This window comes from Mesorhizobium sp. B1-1-5, from assembly GCF_006443065.1.
Classification (GTDB): domain Bacteria; phylum Pseudomonadota; class Alphaproteobacteria; order Rhizobiales; family Rhizobiaceae; genus Mesorhizobium.
Window position 1 is genome coordinate 1 of record NZ_VFWS01000036.1, and the last position, 15,756, is coordinate 15,756.

Genomic DNA, 15,756 nt, shown 5'->3' on the forward strand with positions numbered 1-15,756 from the left:
AGGCGACGGATGAGGGGTGTTCCAGGGAACGCAGACGTCTCACTCCGCTGGAACACCCCTCATCCGTCTCGGCGCTATGCGCCGATCCACCTTCTCCCACAAGGGGGAGAAGGCTAGGTGCCCTACATCCCCTGCATCGCGTCGCACGATACGTTTGGGTTCATGTCGGCGAAGGCGCCGGTGGGGCTTTGCTTCCAGGCCCAGACATGCAGCTCGTAAAAGGGGCCGAGGCCGTAGCGGTTGGGCGCGGTGTTGAAGTTGAACAGATGGCCTTCGAGCGAGGCCGGGCCCTTCGCGGTGATGTATTCGACCGCGATCAGCTTCAGCGTGCCGTCGGCCATCGGCTCGTACATCACCGCTTCCGGCTTGGCGACATCGACGGCGTCGTCCTTCAGATAGGCGGCGTTGACGTAGTGGATGCCCATGGCGCCGCCGGTGAGGCCGCTGGCGCAGGGGATCGGCGCGTAGCCTTCGGCTTTTGCCACCGCGACATCCTCGAAGCGGCTGTCGAGCGCCCGCACCTTTTCGGCGAGCGGATTGACGGTTTCGGCCGTGGCCGCGCCCGCCATCAGCATGATGATCGAGGCAGAAGCGCCGATAACGCATTTGACTAAGGTCTGAATGTTCATTTGTCTCTCCAATTGAGGCGCGCAAGCGGCGGTGGTCCGGCCGGTAAGGCCAACTCCGAACGCCGGCGGCGCCTGTCTGTAAAAGCGATGGTCGCTGATCCCGACCAGAGCGGTTCACCGAACGAACCGCTCCAAGTCTTTGTTTTGCGCAATTCCGGACGGAAAACCGCTGCGCAGTCTTCCTGGAATTGCCCTGCCCGGGATCAGCTGTGATGCCACCAATATTCCCAGTACTCGCGCGGGTTTTCCCGCTCGTGCAGGCCGATGTCGCGCTTCAGGTAATCGTCCTGAGGTGGCAGAAAGCGTCGCCGGTTTCGCAGCGGCGAAAGCAACGTCGACACAGCCCGTCGCATGAAGCCGCGCCGTGACGGGACGATGTCCGCCGCGGCGGATACAGCCTCGTCCTCTGGCACGGCGTCAGGTCCGCCGGCGACGGGTATGGTCTGCCCAACATGGTCTGCCCGATCAGCGATAAAAGTAGGGGTCGAGGACCCGGACCTCCGTGATCTTGTCGACGGGAAGCGAATTCTTCTGCGCGGTGCTGCGGATCGCCTCCGGCGAGGGCGCATCGTAAATGCAGAAGCTCTTGCTCTTGTCCGGCGAGACGAAGGATTGCACCCAGGTGACGCCTTTCTCGGCATTGCGAGCGATGACGCCGCCCATCGCGGTTGCGCCGGCATCGTTCATCGGCACGTGAAGCCCATCGGGGAAGGTACGTTCAATCAGGTAACGAGGCACGATCGGTTTCCTTTCATTGGTAAATTGCGCTCGGTTCAAGCGCGACCCAGCAGAAATCACCTTCGCGGCAGGCGCGCATCGGAGCCATTCCCCATATTGGCCGGGACGAATCCCTATCTTTGCGACGTTTCATGTGGAAGATGGCACCTCAATGTGTGGCAAGTCACATTGTCGCGCCGTTTCCCATTCTATCGCGGCGGCGGCCCGCCACGATGGAAATTCTGATTTGGCGAGAGAGTGACAATGCTTCTGGAACGGCAGACGCAACTGCAGCAAATGGATGCCTTGCTGGCGGATGCAACAGGCGGCCGCGGCCGTGTCGTGGTCCTGTCGGGGGAGGCCGGCGCCGGCAAGACGGCGCTGGCCGAGGCGTTCGCAAGCCGCTTGCGCAAGGACCTGACCGTGCTTCGCAGCGCCTGCGAGGATCTCTCCATTCCCGATCCCTTGGGGCCGCTTTACGATCTGGCGCGCGAGGCGCAGTGGGAGCCGCCGCGAGCGATCGACGACCGCCAGGTGCAGCGGCTGCCCTTGTTTTCCGAGGCGCTCGACGTTTTCGAAGCGAAAGGTCCTTGCCTGCTCGTCATCGAGGACCTGCACTGGGCCGATGACGCGACGCTCGATTTCGTGCGTTTCCTCGGCCGGCGCATTGCAAACATGCGCATCCTGCTTCTGATCACGGCGCGCACCGACCGCAGCGAAGGACAGATGCGCGTGCGCCGGGCGCTCGGCGAGATACCGGCCGGCAACATCCATCGCATAGAAGTGCCGCTGCTCAGCGAAAGCGCGGTGCGCTCGCTCGCCGCGGCGGCCGAGCGCGACGGCGACGCGATCTACCGCGCAACGGCGGGCAACGCCTTCTTCGTCACCGAGCTGCTCGCCGCCTCGGTCGATGGCGCGTTGCCGGCGAGCCTCCGCGACGCCGTGCTGGCGCGCGCCGAAAGACTGTCGCCCGGCGCCCGCTCGATGCTCGACGCGGTCTCGGTGTTTCCGCGCCGCGCCGATGCCTGGGCGCTGAGCGGCCTTTGCGGGATTGCCGCCGCCGGCCAGCTCGCCGAATGCGTCGCCAACGGCCTGCTCGAGGATTTCGGCGATGGCTATGCTTTCCGGCACGAGATCGCCCGCACGGCCATCGAGATGGCGCTGACGCCCAGCAAACGACGCGAGTACAATGAGCGCGCGCTGGCGGCGTTACGGGAAAATCCGCAAGTCGCCACCGCAAGGCTGGTGCATCATGCCGTGGAAGCACAAAGCCTCGACGTGGTGCGCGAGCTGGCGCCGGTTGCCGCGCGCGAGGCATCCCGCGTCGGCGCGCATCGCGATGCGGCGGGCTATTACGAGGTCGCGCTGCGCTATGCGGATATCCTGCCGATCGAAAAGCGGGCTGAACTTTACGAAGGACATGCCTTCGAGTGCCACCTGATCGGCCGCGTCGAGGCGGCGATGGAGGCGCAGGGCCGGGCGCGCCAGCTGCGCCAGGCGCTGGGCGACCGGCTCAAGGAAGGCGACAGCCTCAGATGCCTGTCGCGCTTTGCCTACCTGCTCGGCGATCGCGAGGCAGCGGACCGTTTCGGAGAGCAGGCCGTGGAGCTTCTGGAGACCGCGCCCGACAGCGCCGAGCTGGCGATGGCTTATTCGAACCTCTCGCAGCTGGCGATGCTGGCCGAGCGGCTCGAGGACGCGCTTTCGCTCGGCGGCAAGGCGGTCGAGCTGGCGGAGCGGCTCAACCGGGCGGACATTCTCTGTCATGCGCTGAACAATGTCGGCGCCGCCGGACAATGGCTGGATTTTGCCAAGGGGCGGCGCGATCTCGCCCGCAGCCTTGGGATTGCGCTGTCGGGCAACTACCAGGAGCATGCGGCGCGCGCCTTCACGAACTGCGCCTGCGTCGAGATGAACAGGCTCAACTTCAAGGAGGCGGCATCGTTCCTGGATCGCGGCATCGGCTATTGCGTCGAGAACGATCTCGCGACATGGCGCGACTATATGCGCGGCGTGCAGGCGCAGCTTTTGCTTCGCCGCGGCTTGTGGAACGACGCCGCGACAATGGCGCATGAGGTTGTCGACGACGACGCAACGACGCCGCTGGTGCGCTATCCGTCGCTGGTGGCGCTGGCAAGATTGCGCATCCGCCGCGGCGACCCGTCGGCCGAGCCGATCGTCGAAGAGATGAGGCGGTTCCTGGACAAGGGCATGGAGCTGCAGCGCCTGGTGGCGTTTGCCCAGGTGCTGGCCGAATCGGCCTGGCTTGGACAAGCCGACAGGCAGGAAGCCCTGCGCCTGATCGCGGTCGCCGAAGATCTCGCGCCGACGCCGACCGTGTTCGGCGAACTTGCCACCTGGCGGGAACTGTTGTCGCCGGGATCCGAACCCGGCGACACGGACGGCATGGCGGAGCCGCACCGTCTGCAACTGACGGGCGACTGGCGCGCCGCCGCCAGCCTATGGGCCGAAATGGGGGCGCCTTTCGAACAGGCAATGGCCTTGCTGCTCGGCGACGAAGCGGCGCAGCGCGAGGCGCTCGCCATTTTCGAGAACCTTGGCGCAAGGGCGGTCGCGCAGCAGGCGCGCAGCCTTATGCGGGAGAGCGGCGTCAATCACATCGCGAGAGGGCCGCGACAGGCGACGCGCGCCAACCAGGCCGGCCTCACGCAGCGCCAGATGGAAGTCCTGGAACTTCTCGAGCGAGGCTTTTCCAACAAGAAGATCGCCGCGCATCTGACCATTTCGCCCAAGACCGTCGATCACCACGTTTCGGCCGTGCTGGAGAAGCTGGAAGTCATTTCGCGCGGCGAAGCGGCGGCCGCGGCGCGCGCGTCGGGTCTGGTGTGAGGCTTGTTTTCTGCGCCTGAAGGAAACCGCCGGCCCCGGCGCTGCCCCTCATCCGCCCTTCGGGCACCAGCCGGCCCTTCGCTATCGCTCTGGGCGTTCGTCGTTCGAAAAGCCAAGCAATTGGCTTTTCGTTCCGCTGCGCGGACCACTTCTCACCCCGTTGAAACGGGGAGAAGGAAACAGGCGTCAGGCGAACGTGCCGTGGCAGTGCTTGTACTTCTTGCCGGAGCCGCAGGGGCAGAGCTCGTTGCGGCCGACCTTGCCCCAGCTCGCGGGGTTCTTCGGATCGCGGTTTTCCGGCGCGACGACGGCGTTGTCCTGACGTACCAGAAGCGCGGTCTCGCCGCCCTGGAAATCATCCTCGCCGGTGGAGCCGTCGATATGGCTGCCGAACATCTCGGGCGCTTCAGGCGGCGGCGCATCGGCCGCCTGGCGCACCAGCTCGACGCGCATCAGCTGCGCGGTGACGGCCTGCTCCAGATTGCCGAGCATTGCCTGGAACAGCTCGAAGGCCTCGCTCTTGTATTCCTGCAGCGGGTCGCGCTGGGCGTAGCCGCGGAAGCCGACGACCGAGCGCAGATGGTCGAGATTGACGATGTGCTCGCGCCACAGATGGTCGAGCGTCTGCAGCACCACCGAGCGTTCGACATAGTTCATCACGTCGGGGCCGAAGCGGTCGGCGCGCTCCCTGGCGGCGGCGTCGGCGGCGGCCGTGATGCGCTCGCGAATGTCGTCCTCGGCGATGCCCTCTTCCTTGACCCATTCCTCGACCGGCAGGTCGAGATTGAGGTACTGCGCCACTTCCTCCTTGAGGCCGGCGACGTTCCACTGCTCGGCATAGGCGTTTTCGGGGATGTTCTTGGCGACGATCTCCTCGATGACGCCTTCGCGCATCTCGGCAATGGTTTCGGCGAGACCTTCTCCGTCCATCAACTCGATGCGCCGCAGGAACACAGCCTTGCGCTGGTCGTTGGCAACGTCGTCATATTTCAGGAGGTTCTTGCGGATGTCGAAGTTGCGCGCCTCGACCTTCTTTTGCGCCTTTTCCAACGCCTTGTTGATCCAGGGATGGATGATAGCCTCGTCTTCCTTGAGGCCGAGCTTCTGCAGCATGCCGTCCATGCGCTCGGAGCCGAAGATGCGCATCAGGTCGTCCTGCAGCGACAGGAAGAATTTCGAGCGGCCGGGATCGCCCTGCCTTCCTGAACGACCTCTAAGCTGGTTGTCGATGCGGCGCGATTCGTGGCGTTCGGTAGCCAGGACGTAGAGGCCGCCGGCGGCCAGCGCCTTTTCCTTCAGGCGTTCGACGTCGGCGTGGATTTCCCTTTCCCGCGCCTCGCGCTCCGGCCCGGCCGGCATGTCGCCAAGTTCCTCGGCGATGCGCATCTCGGCATTGCCGCCGAGCTTGATGTCGGTGCCGCGGCCGGCCATGTTGGTGGCGATGGTGATGGCGCCGGGCTTGCCGGCCTGGGCGACGATGGCCGCCTCGCGCTCGTGGTGACGGGCGTTCAGCACTTCGAAGTCCTTGAAGCCGTCCTTGCGCAGGCGCTCGGCCAGCTGCTCGGATTTCTCGATCGAGGTGGTGCCGACCAGCGTCGGCTGGCCTTTGGCGCTGGCTTCGCGAATTTCCCTGACGATCGCCTTGTACTTCTCCTCGACCGTCCGGTAGACCTCATCGTCCTCATCCTTGCGGATGACCGGCAGGTTGGTCGGGATTTCGGTGACCTCGAGGCCGTAGATGTTGCCGAATTCCTCCGCCTCGGTCAGCGCCGTGCCGGTCATGCCGGAGAGCTTCTTGTAGAGGCGGAAATAGTTCTGGAAGGTGACGGAGGCCAGCGTCTGGTTCTCCGGCTGGATCTGCACGTGCTCCTTGGCCTCGAGCGCCTGGTGCAGGCCTTCCGAATAGCGGCGGCCCGGCATCATGCGGCCGGTGAACTCGTCGATGATGACGATCTCGCCATTGCGCACGATGTAGTCCCTGTCCTTCTGGAACAACAGATGCGCCTTCAGCGCGTTGTTGACGTGATGGACGATGGCGACATTCTCGACGTCGTAGAGCGACTCGCCTTTCAACAGGCCGGCGTCGCGCAGCATGTTTTCCAGCTTCTCGGTGCCGTCCTCGGTGAAGATCGTCGTCTTCTGCTTCTCGTCGACCTCATAGTCGGCCGGGCTGAGCTTCAGCATGAAGGCGTCGATGGTGTTGTACATTTCCGAGCGGTCTTCGAGCGGACCGGAAATGATCAGCGGCGTGCGGGCTTCATCGACCAGGATGGAATCGACCTCGTCGACGATGGCATAGGAATGGCCGCGCTGCACCATCTGCGCGCGCTCATACTTCATGTTGTCGCGCAGATAGTCGAAACCAAGCTCGTTATTGGTGGCATAGGTGACGTCAGCGGCGTAGGCGACGCGGCGCTCCTCGTCGGAGAGGCCGTGGACGATGACGCCGACGCTGAGGCCGAGGAACTTGTAGACCCGGCCCATCCATTCGGAGTCGCGGGTGGCGAGATAATCGTTGACGGTGACGACGTGGACGCCTTTGTCGGCGAGGGCGTTGAGATAGACCGGCAGAGTGGCGACCAGCGTCTTGCCCTCGCCGGTGCGCATCTCGGCGATGCCGCCATTGTGCAGCACCATGCCACCGATCAATTGTACGTCAAAGGGACGCATGCCAAGCACGCGGCGGGCCGCCTCGCGCACCGTGGCGAAGGCCGGAACCAGGAGATCGTCGAGCGCAGCGCCGTTGGCCAGATCCTGGCGGAACTTTTCCGTGCGCCCCGCAAGCTCGGCATCGGAAAGCGCCCGCATCTCGTTTTCCATGGCGTTGATGGCTTCGACCCTTGGCCGGGTCGACTTGACCCGGCGGTCGTTGGAAGAACCGAAAACCTTACGGGCGAGACCGCCGAGACTGACCATCCAATGGTCCTTTCGATAGCAATTTAGCCGTTTGCGACAGGCACCTGGCGGGCCTATCAAATCCGCGTGAGTGCGGACAAACGCAAAAAGCGCCCGGAAAACGGTTCTGGACGCCAAGTCGTTGGACAGATAAGAGGGGGCTCAATCGATGTCAACGCCGCGTTAGCCCTATCGGCAGCGCCAAATTCCGCCACAATTCGACTGATCTGGAACCCTTCCGCTCACGCGATCCTTATTGGCAATCCCCATTGGAGTTTATCTTGATGTCCCTGTCGATCCGCCGCGCCTCGCTCGCCAGCCTCGGTCTGGCCTTCGGGCTCTCGGCTCTTTGCCTGTCTCCGCTGATGGCGCAAGAGACCAAGCCCGCCCAGCCGGACGCCACGGCGCCCGCGGCTGCTCCGGCGGCGCCGGTCGATCCCAATGCCGTGATCGCCACCGTCAATGGCGAGACGCTGACCGAGGCCGATCTTCGTCTCGCCGAAGGCGAACTGTCGCAGCAGTTCGCGCAACTGCCGCCTGAACAGCGCCGCGCGGCGGCCCTTTCGGCGGCGATCGAAATCCGCGTCATGGCCAAGAAGGCCGTCGACAGCGGCCTCGACAAGGACGCCGACTTCCAGCGCCGCATGGCCTTCCTGCAGGCACGGGCCCTGCATGGCGAGGTGGTCGAGAAGGAAGTGGTCGACAAGGTGACGGACGCCGAAGTGCGCGCCCGCTATGACCAGGAAATCGCCAACACGCCGCCGGTCAACGAAATCCATGCCCGTCACATCCTCGTGAAGACAAAGGAAGAGGCCGAGGCGATCATCAAGCAGCTCGACGGCGGCGCCGATTTCCAGAAGCTCGCCAACGAACACACCAGCGACCCGAGCGGCAAGACCAGCGGCGGCGATCTCGGCTGGTTCGGCCCGGGGCAGATGGTGCCGGAATTCGACAAGGCGGCGTTCGCGCTCGACGTCGGCAAATATTCGAAGGAGCCGGTGCAGTCGCAGTTCGGCTGGCACGTCATCAAGGTCGAGGACAAGCGGGCCAAGCAGCCGCCGGCCTTCGACGACGTCAAGGACCAGGCCAAGCAGGCGGTGATCCGCGACAAGTATTTCGCCATGGTCAAGGAGCTGCGCGCAGCCGCCAAGGTCGATATTCCGGACGAGAAGCTCAAGAAGGATGTCGACACGCTGGAAGCCGGCAAGTAGTCCGCTTGCAGCTGGATGTTCTAAAAGGGCGCCTTCGGGCGCCCTTTTAGCATTCGGGGTCAAGCCTTCATTATGCCCCGCGTGATGTAGCGTATGGCGGCGCGGATCGCCGCCGCGTCCTCGTCGAGCCGTTCGGTCAAAAGATGCCGCCAGGCGAAGGAAGCGACCAGGTCGGCGACGATCCCGGCATCGACGTCGGGCGCCACCTCGCCCCGCGACTTGGCGCGCTCGATCATCCGGCCGGTATGGCTGCGGCGTCCTTTTGAATATTCGGCAAGCGCGGCCGCGGCCGTCTCGTCCGACTGCGCCTCCGCTATCAGCGAGCGGAAGATGTTGCCCGACGGGGTGTCGCGCCAATGCGCGAACAGATTCTCGAGGAAGCCGGCCAGATCGTCCTCGACATTTCCGGTGTCGGGCGTCTCGACGCGCTTCTGCCGCTGGTAGATCTCGATCAGCAGGGCCGCCTTGCTCGGCCACCAGCGATAGATGGTCGGCTTTCCCGCCCGCGCCCGCCGGGCGACGGCCTCGATCGAGAAGCCGGCATAGCCCGCCTCGCGCAACACCGCCTCGGCGGCGTTGAGGATGGCATCGGCGCTCTCGGGACTGCGTTTTGCGCCGATCGACTTGCGCCCGCGAGCGGCGGCTTCGCCCATCGAGGTCTTCCTTGGCCGGTGAATCTGCAGCCGATCATATTGGCTTCGGCGACGAAACGAAACGACGTGTTTCCAATTGCAAGGCCGCCGGCCAAGCCGGGCAGGGCGCGGCCAGAACGCCTCTTGCGCCGGCGCGCGCTATCAGGCAAACCGGCCTTCCTTTCGTGTTCTTGCCGCTCCGGGATACCGATGTCTGCTACGATTTCGCCGCTCGCACCGAAGAAATATCCGAATATGCCGGTCATCGAGGGTGTGCGCATCGCGACCGCCGAAGCCGGCATCAAGTATCGCAACAGAACCGACCTGCTGGCCATGGCCTTCGATCCGGGCACGGCTGTCGCCGGCGTGTTCACCAGGTCGAAATGCCCGTCGGCGCCGGTCGACTTCTGCCGCCAGAACCTGCCCGCCGGCAAGGCGCGCGTGCTGGTCGTCAATTCCGGCAATGCCAACGCCTTCACCGGCAAGAAGGGCCAGGCTTCGACCGCGCTGACCGGCGAGGCGGCGGCGAAGGCCGCCGGATGCTCCGAGAGCGAGGTGTTCCTGGCCTCGACCGGCGTGATCGGCGAGCCGCTCGACACGACCAGATTCAGCCATCTGCTCGCCGGCCTGGTCAAGGACGGCAGGCCGGATCAGTGGACCGAGGCGGCCAAGGCGATCATGACCACGGACACCTATCCGAAGGTGGCGACGGCAACGGTCAAGCTCGGCGACACCGACGTCACCATCAATGGCATCGCCAAGGGCGCCGGCATGATAGCGCCCGACATGGCGACGATGCTCTCCTTCATCGCCACCGACGCGCCGATCGCAGCTCCCGTGCTGCAGGACCTGCTGTCGCGCGGCACGGCCAAGACCTTCAATGCGGTGACCGTCGACAGCGACACCTCGACCAGCGACACGCTGCTTTTCTTCGCCACCGGCAAGGCCGCGGCGCGCGGCGCGCCGGCGATCGGCGATCCCAAGGACGCGCGGCTCGGCGCCTTCCGCCGGGCGCTCGGCAAGGTGCTGAAGTCGCTGGCGCTGCAGGTGGTGCGCGACGGCGAGGGCGCGCGCAAGCAGGTCGAGGTCACCGTCACCGGCGCGAAGTCCGCCCGCTCGGCCAAGCGCATCGCGCTCTCGATCGCCAACTCGCCTCTGGTCAAGACGGCGGTCGCCGGCGAGGACGCCAATTGGGGCCGCGTGGTCATGGCCGTCGGCAAGGCCGGCGAGCCGGCCGACCGCGACCGGCTGTCGATCTGGTTCGGCGACAACCGCCTGGCGCATGAGGGCGAGCGCGATCCGGCCTATTCGGAGGAAGCGACCTCGGCCTATATGAAGCGCGACGATATCCGCATCCGCGCCGATCTCGGCATCGGCCGCGGCAAGGCGACGGTGTGGACCTGCGACCTCACCAAGGAATATGTCGCCATCAATGGCGATTACCGGAGCTGATGGCGCCGGTGTCGAGGCATCCGGCAAGCGTGCTCGCGGTCGTGCGTCGCTACGAGGCGGCGGGTTTTCGCGCCTGGCCGGCGGCCGCCGTCCATTATGACGGGACCTGGGTGGTGCGGCTGACCGCAGGTCTCCCCGCCAAGCGCCTCAACTCGGTCAATCCGCTCGATCCGGGCGACACGCACGCCATCGAAGAGCGCATCGGCCGCGCCGCAAGACGCTTCGACGCCTATGGCCGGCCGCTGACCTTTCGCATGTCGCCGCTGTCGGGGCAGGTGTTGTCCACGCACCTCGATAAGGCCGGCTGGAACATGTTCGACGAATCCCTGGTGATGCGGCTGCCGCTGAAGGAGGTCGAGCTTGGCGCGGCCATGGACCAGATTCCGCTCAAGGACATCAGCCGTTTCATCGGCGCCTCGCTGAGGACGAGCGGCTCGGACGCCTCGCTGCGGCCCGGCCTGTCCGAGGTCATCGGCGCCATCCAGCCGGAAGCGGGGCTGTTCGCGCTCGAGGACGGCAACGAGCCGCTGGCGACGCTGATCTGCGTTCATGACGGCGATCTCGCGGGTCTGTTCGAGGTCGCTACCGAAAAGTCGGCGCGCAAGAAGGGCCATGGCCGCAATCTCATCCTGTCGGCGCTGAAATGGGCACGGCTGCGCGGCGCGCGCGAGGCCTGGCTGCAGGTCGAGGCCGGCAATGCGCCGGCGCTCTCGCTCTACCGGTCGCTCGGCTTCGAGGAAGTCTATCGCTACCACTATCGACGGCCGCCGGGCGCATGAGCGAGGTCAAGCCGGCCGGAAAGCGACTGCTGCTGGTCGCCGCGTGCGCGCTGGTCGACACCGACCGGCGCGTGCTTCTGGCGCAGCGCCCGGAAGGCAAGCAGCTTGCCGGCCTGTGGGAGTTTCCAGGCGGCAAGGTCGAGCCCGGCGAGACGCCGGAGGCGTGCCTGGTGCGCGAGCTGCATGAGGAACTCGGCATCGAGACCGAGATTCCGTGCCTGGCGCCGCTCACCTTCGCCAGCCATTCCTATGACGATTTCCATCTCCTAATGCCGCTTTACGTCTGCCGCCGCTTTCGCGGGATCGCGCAGCCCAGGGAAGGCCAGGGGCTCAAATGGGTCAGGCCGCGGCAGATGCGCGACTATCCGATGCCGCCGGCCGACGCGCCGCTAATCCAGTTCCTCATCGATCTTTTGTAGTTTTCCCGGCCGACCTGGCAGCAGGTCACCGTTTCCGGACGGCGAAGTGTTTCCGCACGTTTCCCGGAGCTGCTTTAGTCAGCGTTAATGGAAGATTTATCTCGACGTGAAAAATTGCGCGAGGCCGTTTCGCGCGGCGATATCGTCGATGACTGGGAAACACGGCATGAGCCTTGAAAGAGACTGGGATTCGATCCGGCCCGACCGGGGGTTTCGCGCGATGGATGCCGGCATGGGCATCCTGCGGATCACGCTTCTCTTCGGCTCGGCGGCGGTGGCGCTGGCGCTGATCGCAACGCCTTTCCTGGACAACCAGATCCGGCCGCAGAGCGCTCGCGACGGCTTCGCGGGCGGGCTCGACATGACCGCGACCGGATCGATCGGCCATCGCCCCAATACATATACGGTGCGCCGCAGCGTGCTGCAGCCCTTTCCCAGTTCAATCTGCGTCATCCGCAATGACGGCAGCCGCAGCGGCGAGTGCTGACTTGGTTAATAATTTTCCGGCGCGACGGCGTTTCACTCGCTGTTAAGCTTTTCCCGTTAACCTTTCTTAACGGGTAGGACATTAGAGTTTCTGCATGAGGGATCGATGATCATGAAAAACCTGCTGCAGCAATTCATTGAAGACGAAACGGGCGCTACGGCCGTCGAGTATGGCCTGATCGTCGTGGTGTTGTCGCTGGCCATCATCGCCGGGGTCAAGCAGGCGGCAGATGGGCTGGTGTGGCTGTTCACCGACAACAACAGCAAGCTTGCCAACGCCTTCGCTCACTGACGGCATCACGGGCGCGCTCAGGTCTTGGACGGGTTCTCCAGGACCGCCTTGAGCGAGACCTTGGCGGATCCCGGCTTGAGCGGCTTTTGCTGCGAGGCGTCGGGCGCCCAGCCGGACATCCAGACAATCGAAAAACTTGCTCGGATACGGCCATCCGGATCCGCGAATCGCTCGGCGTAGAGTTCCGCGGCGCGGGCAAAAAGCCGTCTGCCGGCCGGCCTGCGGCTGCGATCGACGAGCGCGCTTGTTTCGCCCATGGCGCGCAGATCGGCGGCGAGATCGAACAGCGTGTCGTAACGCACCGCGACCGTTTCGACATCGGCGACCGGCAATGCCAGGCCGGCGCGCTGCAACAGCGCGCCCGCGTCGCGCACGTCGGTGAAGGGAAGGATGCGCGGGCTTGCGCCGCCGTAAAGCTCCGTCTCGGCCGCCAGCATGCTCTCGCGCAATTCCGCCAATGTGCCAGCGCCGGCGAAAGCGCCGAGGAAAAGCCCATCCGGTCGCAACGCCCGGCGGATTTGCGCAAGCACGCCGGGAATGTCGTTCATCGCATGCATCGACAGCAGGGAGACGACGAGATCGAGGCTCGCCTCCTCGAACGGCACGGTCTCAGGGCGCGCTACCAGGCCGGTGCTGCCGGCGAGAAGCGCTTCGTCCATCTCGACGCGCACGATTTCGCCGACCTTGCCGCTGCCGGCAAGCACGTCCACGGCCGCTGAAGTCTGACAAAACAGCGCGGCCGCCTTGCCGAAGCGGCGTTCGACGGCGCCCAGCCGGTCGGCAAGGTCCTCCGCGGCGCGGCGCATCAGGAAATCGGCGCCTTCGACGGGGCGCGCGAGTGCCCGGCGCTTGCGCGCGAGCCAGAGCTCGGTGTCGATCAAGGGCTGCAATGAAAAGCTTCCTGTTGTCCGCGCGTGCCGGAGTGGTGTTAAGGTGGCGCGGGGTTTCCTTTCACGTGGCCGATCCGGTGCGCAAGATCAAGACCATAGCGGTCCAGGATATGACGCGGCAGGCACTGGCCTGGCCGGCGCGCCTGTTGTTTCCGCCGGTTTGCGCCGGCTGTCGTCGTCATGTGTCGCAACCCGGCGTGCTGTGCGGCGCCTGCTGGCCGAAGCTTAGGCTGCTGGAAAAACCATGGTGCCCGGTGATGGGCACGCCCTTCACCCACGACATGGGCGAGGGGTTTCTTTGCGCCGAGGCGATCGCCGATCCGCCGCCCTTCGAGCGGGCGCGGGCCGCCGTCCTCTATTCGGGCGTCGCGCGGCAGATGGTGCAAGGGCTGAAATATCAGGACCGCACCGACCTCGCGCCCTGGATGGCGAACTGGATGATGCGGGCCGGCGCGGAACTGATCGCGGAGGCCGACCTGGTCGTGCCGGTGCCGTTGCACTGGCGGCGCTTCTTCCGGCGCCAGTTCAACCAGTCCGCGGAACTCGGCCGGGCCGTTGCAAAGCTCAGCGGGCTGCCCTTCTCGCCATCCGCGGTCAGGCGCGTGAAGCTGACGCGCCAGCAGGTCGGGCTCGAACGGCATGAGCGCGAGGAGAATGTGCGCGCCGCGTTTCGCGTCCCGCCGGACGCCGAAATCGAGATAGCGGGGCGCCGGGTGCTCGTGGTCGACGATGTCTATACCACCGGCGCAACGGTGCGGGCCGTCGCCAAGGCGCTGAAGAGGGGCGGCGCCGGAGCGGTCGACGTGCTGACCTTCGCGCGCGTTCTGCCGGGGGACTTCCGGGCCGATGCGTCTGCAACTATATAGTGCTTAAGTTGTTGTTTTGGTGCACCTCGTTTTCGCGCAAGCGTGGGCGATGCGCACAGGCAGGATTTGCTGACCGATGGTCGATGTGACGATCTATACGCGGATGATGTGCGGCTATTGCACGGCCGCCAAGCGGTTGCTCGAGCGCAAGGGTGTGACCTATACCGAGCACGACGCTTCATTCTCGCCGAAATTGCGCCAGGAAATGATTTCTCGGGCGCATGGGCGCACCACTTTTCCGCAGATATTCATCGGCGACACGCATGTTGGCGGCTGCGACGATCTCCATGAATTGGAGTCGCAGGGGCGGCTGGACGTGCTGCTTGCCAACGAAGCGAGGGCTTGATCATGGGTGTTTTCAAGGTGGCGGCGGTGCAGATGCGTTCGGGGACCGGCCCGGAGCGCAATGCGGCCGACATGGAAAGGCTGGTCCGCGATGCCGCACATCGGGGCGCCACCTACGTCCAGACGCCGGAAATGACCGGCGCGCTGATCCGCGACAAGCAGGCGGGGGCGGCCGCCTTCACCACCGAAGACAAGGACGTGGTCGTCGCGACCGCGCGCAGGCTGGCGAAGGAGCTCGGCATTCATCTGCATGTCGGCTCGACGGCGATCCTGCGCGCCGACAGTAAGCTCGCCAACCGCGCGTTCCTGTTCTCGCCCGACGGCGCTCTTATTGCCGGTTACGACAAGATCCATATGTTCGATGTCGACCTCGACAATGGCGAAAGCTGGCGTGAATCCGCCTCCTACGAGCCGGGAACGGAAGCGGTCGTGACCGATATCGAGGGGACGAGGCTCGGCTTTGCCGTTTGCTACGACCTGCGCTTTCCGCAACTGTTTCGCGCCGAGGCGATGGCCGGGGCCGAGGTGCTGACGGTGCCCGCCGCTTTCACGCGCCAGACCGGCGAGGCGCATTGGCATGTGCTGCTGCGCGCCCGCGCCATCGAGAACGGCGCCTATGTCATCGCCGCCGCGCAGGGCGGCCTGCATGAGGACGGGCGAGAGACCTATGGCCATTCGCTGATCGTCGACCCGTGGGGGCGCATCCTCGCCGAGGCCGCGCATGACGAGCCCGGCGTGATCGTCGCCGAGATCGATCCGGCGCAGTCGCTTGCCGCGCGCCGCAAGATCCCCAATCTGAAGAATGCGCGGGACTTCACCGTCAATGCCGGGACAAGCGAAGCGCCGCGTTTCAGAGGTGCCGCCTCTTGATCCGTTTTTCCCTGATCTGCGAACACGAGCACGAATTCGAAGCCTGGTTCCGCAGCAATGACGAATTCGACACCCAAAAGAAGCGCGGTTTCGTCGATTGCCCGCGCTGCGGCTCGCACAGGATAGAGAAGGCGCTAATGGCGCCGGCCGTCTCAACGTCCCGCAAGCAGGAAAAGGTCGCTTTGGCCATCGGCGAGGCGCAGAAGCAGGCGCTGGCGCAGCTCAAGGCGCTGGCCGAGAAGGTACGCGAGAATGCCGACTATGTCGGCGACAAGTTCGCCGAGGAAGCGCGCAAGATCCATTTCGGCGAGGCCGACCCGCGCGGCATCTATGGCGAAGCGACGCCGGAAGAGGCGCAAAGCCTCGTCGAGGACGGCGTCGAGTTCATGCCGATTCCGAGCTTTCCGGACGATCGGAACTGAG

The 15,756-nt window shown here is 65.2% G+C and carries 17 protein-coding genes; 11 read left to right on the forward strand and 6 right to left on the reverse strand.

Going from position 1 to position 15,756, the window contains the following annotated elements; all coding sequences use genetic code 11:
* Positions 1-122 precede the first annotated feature (122 nt).
* From FJ980_RS13940 to FJ980_RS13950, 3 genes are all read right to left on the reverse strand, one after another.
* Positions 123-575 carry a hypothetical protein gene (locus tag FJ980_RS13940; protein ID WP_140543619.1) on the reverse strand — a complete coding sequence of 151 codons (453 nt, stop codon included), beginning with the start codon at positions 573-575 and terminating at the stop codon, positions 123-125.
* 257 nt (positions 576-832) lie between these two features.
* A complete protein-coding gene (locus tag FJ980_RS13945; RefSeq protein ID WP_140543560.1) occupies positions 833-1,042 on the reverse strand; it encodes a hypothetical protein in 210 nt (69 codons plus the stop codon).
* A 52-nt stretch (positions 1,043-1,094) separates the two neighbouring features.
* The gene (locus tag FJ980_RS13950; RefSeq protein ID WP_095767571.1) at positions 1,095-1,367 is read right to left on the reverse strand and encodes a DUF4242 domain-containing protein; all 273 of its coding nucleotides are present in this window, start codon (positions 1,365-1,367) and stop codon (positions 1,095-1,097) included.
* 243 nt (positions 1,368-1,610) lie between these two features.
* On the opposite strand from FJ980_RS13950, the gene FJ980_RS13955 reads away from it, so the two are divergent.
* Positions 1,611-4,196, forward strand: coding sequence for a LuxR family transcriptional regulator (locus tag FJ980_RS13955; RefSeq protein WP_140543562.1), 2,586 nt, complete (start codon positions 1,611-1,613; stop codon positions 4,194-4,196).
* Positions 4,197-4,382: 186 nt separating this feature from the next.
* On the opposite strand, the gene secA is transcribed toward FJ980_RS13955, so the two are convergent.
* On the reverse strand, positions 4,383-7,112 hold the full coding sequence (gene secA, locus FJ980_RS13960; protein ID WP_140543564.1) for a preprotein translocase subunit SecA: 2,730 nt from the start codon (positions 7,110-7,112) through the stop codon (positions 4,383-4,385).
* A 263-nt stretch (positions 7,113-7,375) separates the two neighbouring features.
* On the opposite strand from secA, the gene FJ980_RS13965 reads away from it, so the two are divergent.
* Positions 7,376-8,302: a peptidylprolyl isomerase gene (locus FJ980_RS13965; protein ID WP_140543566.1), complete on the forward strand. Its 927-nt coding sequence runs from the start codon at positions 7,376-7,378 to the stop codon at positions 8,300-8,302.
* Positions 8,303-8,361: 59 nt separating this feature from the next.
* Here FJ980_RS13965 and FJ980_RS13970 read toward each other — a convergent pair whose 3' ends face one another.
* Entirely contained in the window at positions 8,362-8,955 is a 594-nt protein-coding gene (locus tag FJ980_RS13970; RefSeq protein WP_140543567.1) for a TetR/AcrR family transcriptional regulator, read from the reverse strand.
* Between the two features lie 189 nt (positions 8,956-9,144).
* On the opposite strand from FJ980_RS13970, the gene argJ reads away from it, so the two are divergent.
* The 5 genes from argJ to FJ980_RS13995 all read left to right on the forward strand — a co-directional run bounded on the left by argJ (position 9,145) and on the right by FJ980_RS13995 (position 12,362).
* Positions 9,145-10,386: a bifunctional glutamate N-acetyltransferase/amino-acid acetyltransferase ArgJ gene (gene argJ, locus FJ980_RS13975; protein WP_140543569.1), complete on the forward strand. Its 1,242-nt coding sequence runs from the start codon at positions 9,145-9,147 to the stop codon at positions 10,384-10,386.
* A complete protein-coding gene (locus FJ980_RS13980; RefSeq protein WP_181170685.1) occupies positions 10,386-11,165 on the forward strand; it encodes a GNAT family N-acetyltransferase in 780 nt (259 codons plus the stop codon). Before argJ ends, FJ980_RS13980 begins: the two co-directional genes overlap by 1 nt.
* Complete coding sequence (locus tag FJ980_RS13985) at positions 11,162-11,584, forward strand: (deoxy)nucleoside triphosphate pyrophosphohydrolase (protein ID WP_140543571.1); 423 nt, start codon at positions 11,162-11,164, stop codon at positions 11,582-11,584. The genes FJ980_RS13980 and FJ980_RS13985 overlap by 4 nt, the downstream gene beginning before the upstream one ends.
* Before the next feature lie 166 nt (positions 11,585-11,750).
* Positions 11,751-12,071, forward strand: a complete 321-nt coding sequence (locus FJ980_RS13990) for a hypothetical protein (RefSeq protein WP_140543573.1) — start codon at positions 11,751-11,753, stop codon at positions 12,069-12,071.
* A gap of 111 nt (positions 12,072-12,182) precedes the next feature.
* Positions 12,183-12,362, forward strand: coding sequence for a Flp family type IVb pilin (locus FJ980_RS13995; protein ID WP_140543577.1), 180 nt, complete (start codon positions 12,183-12,185; stop codon positions 12,360-12,362).
* Positions 12,363-12,379: 17 nt separating this feature from the next.
* On the opposite strand, the gene FJ980_RS14000 is transcribed toward FJ980_RS13995, so the two are convergent.
* Positions 12,380-13,252 carry a methyltransferase domain-containing protein gene (locus FJ980_RS14000; protein ID WP_140543579.1) on the reverse strand — a complete coding sequence of 291 codons (873 nt, stop codon included), beginning with the start codon at positions 13,250-13,252 and terminating at the stop codon, positions 12,380-12,382.
* A 65-nt stretch (positions 13,253-13,317) separates the two neighbouring features.
* Between FJ980_RS14000 and FJ980_RS14005 the strand changes: the two genes are divergently transcribed.
* The 4 genes from FJ980_RS14005 to FJ980_RS14020 all read left to right on the forward strand — a co-directional run bounded on the left by FJ980_RS14005 (position 13,318) and on the right by FJ980_RS14020 (position 15,755).
* Positions 13,318-14,118, forward strand: coding sequence for a ComF family protein (locus FJ980_RS14005; RefSeq protein WP_140543581.1), 801 nt, complete (start codon positions 13,318-13,320; stop codon positions 14,116-14,118).
* 76 nt (positions 14,119-14,194) lie between these two features.
* On the forward strand, positions 14,195-14,464 hold the full coding sequence (grxC, locus tag FJ980_RS14010) for a glutaredoxin 3 (RefSeq protein WP_140543583.1): 270 nt from the start codon (positions 14,195-14,197) through the stop codon (positions 14,462-14,464).
* Positions 14,465-14,466: 2 nt separating this feature from the next.
* On the forward strand, positions 14,467-15,333 hold the full coding sequence (locus tag FJ980_RS14015; protein ID WP_140543585.1) for a carbon-nitrogen hydrolase family protein: 867 nt from the start codon (positions 14,467-14,469) through the stop codon (positions 15,331-15,333).
* The gene (locus FJ980_RS14020) at positions 15,330-15,755 is read left to right on the forward strand and encodes a DUF1178 family protein (protein ID WP_140543587.1); all 426 of its coding nucleotides are present in this window, start codon (positions 15,330-15,332) and stop codon (positions 15,753-15,755) included. The genes FJ980_RS14015 and FJ980_RS14020 overlap by 4 nt, the downstream gene beginning before the upstream one ends.
* Position 15,756 lies beyond the last annotated feature (1 nt).

What these genes read in the sequence shown, in the direction of transcription:
- FJ980_RS13940 (WP_140543619.1), bottom strand. Translation starts at nt 575, where the DNA reads ATGCTGATGGCGGGCGCGGCCACGGCCGAAACCGTCAATCCGCTCGCC.
- FJ980_RS13955 (WP_140543562.1), top strand. Translation starts at nt 1,611, where the DNA reads ATGCTTCTGGAACGGCAGACGCAACTGCAGCAAATGGATGCCTTGCTG.
- secA (WP_140543564.1), bottom strand. Translation starts at nt 7,112, where the DNA reads ATGGTCAGTCTCGGCGGTCTCGCCCGTAAGGTTTTCGGTTCTTCCAAC.
- FJ980_RS13965 (WP_140543566.1), top strand. Translation starts at nt 7,376, where the DNA reads ATGTCCCTGTCGATCCGCCGCGCCTCGCTCGCCAGCCTCGGTCTGGCC.
- FJ980_RS13970 (WP_140543567.1), bottom strand. Translation starts at nt 8,955, where the DNA reads ATGGGCGAAGCCGCCGCTCGCGGGCGCAAGTCGATCGGCGCAAAACGC.
- argJ (WP_140543569.1), top strand. Translation starts at nt 9,145, where the DNA reads ATGTCTGCTACGATTTCGCCGCTCGCACCGAAGAAATATCCGAATATG.
- FJ980_RS13980 (WP_181170685.1), top strand. Translation starts at nt 10,386, where the DNA reads ATGGCGCCGGTGTCGAGGCATCCGGCAAGCGTGCTCGCGGTCGTGCGT.
- FJ980_RS13985 (WP_140543571.1), top strand. Translation starts at nt 11,162, where the DNA reads ATGAGCGAGGTCAAGCCGGCCGGAAAGCGACTGCTGCTGGTCGCCGCG.
- FJ980_RS13990 (WP_140543573.1), top strand. Translation starts at nt 11,751, where the DNA reads ATGAGCCTTGAAAGAGACTGGGATTCGATCCGGCCCGACCGGGGGTTT.
- FJ980_RS13995 (WP_140543577.1), top strand. Translation starts at nt 12,183, where the DNA reads ATGAAAAACCTGCTGCAGCAATTCATTGAAGACGAAACGGGCGCTACG.
- grxC (WP_140543583.1), top strand. Translation starts at nt 14,195, where the DNA reads ATGGTCGATGTGACGATCTATACGCGGATGATGTGCGGCTATTGCACG.
- FJ980_RS14015 (WP_140543585.1), top strand. Translation starts at nt 14,467, where the DNA reads ATGGGTGTTTTCAAGGTGGCGGCGGTGCAGATGCGTTCGGGGACCGGC.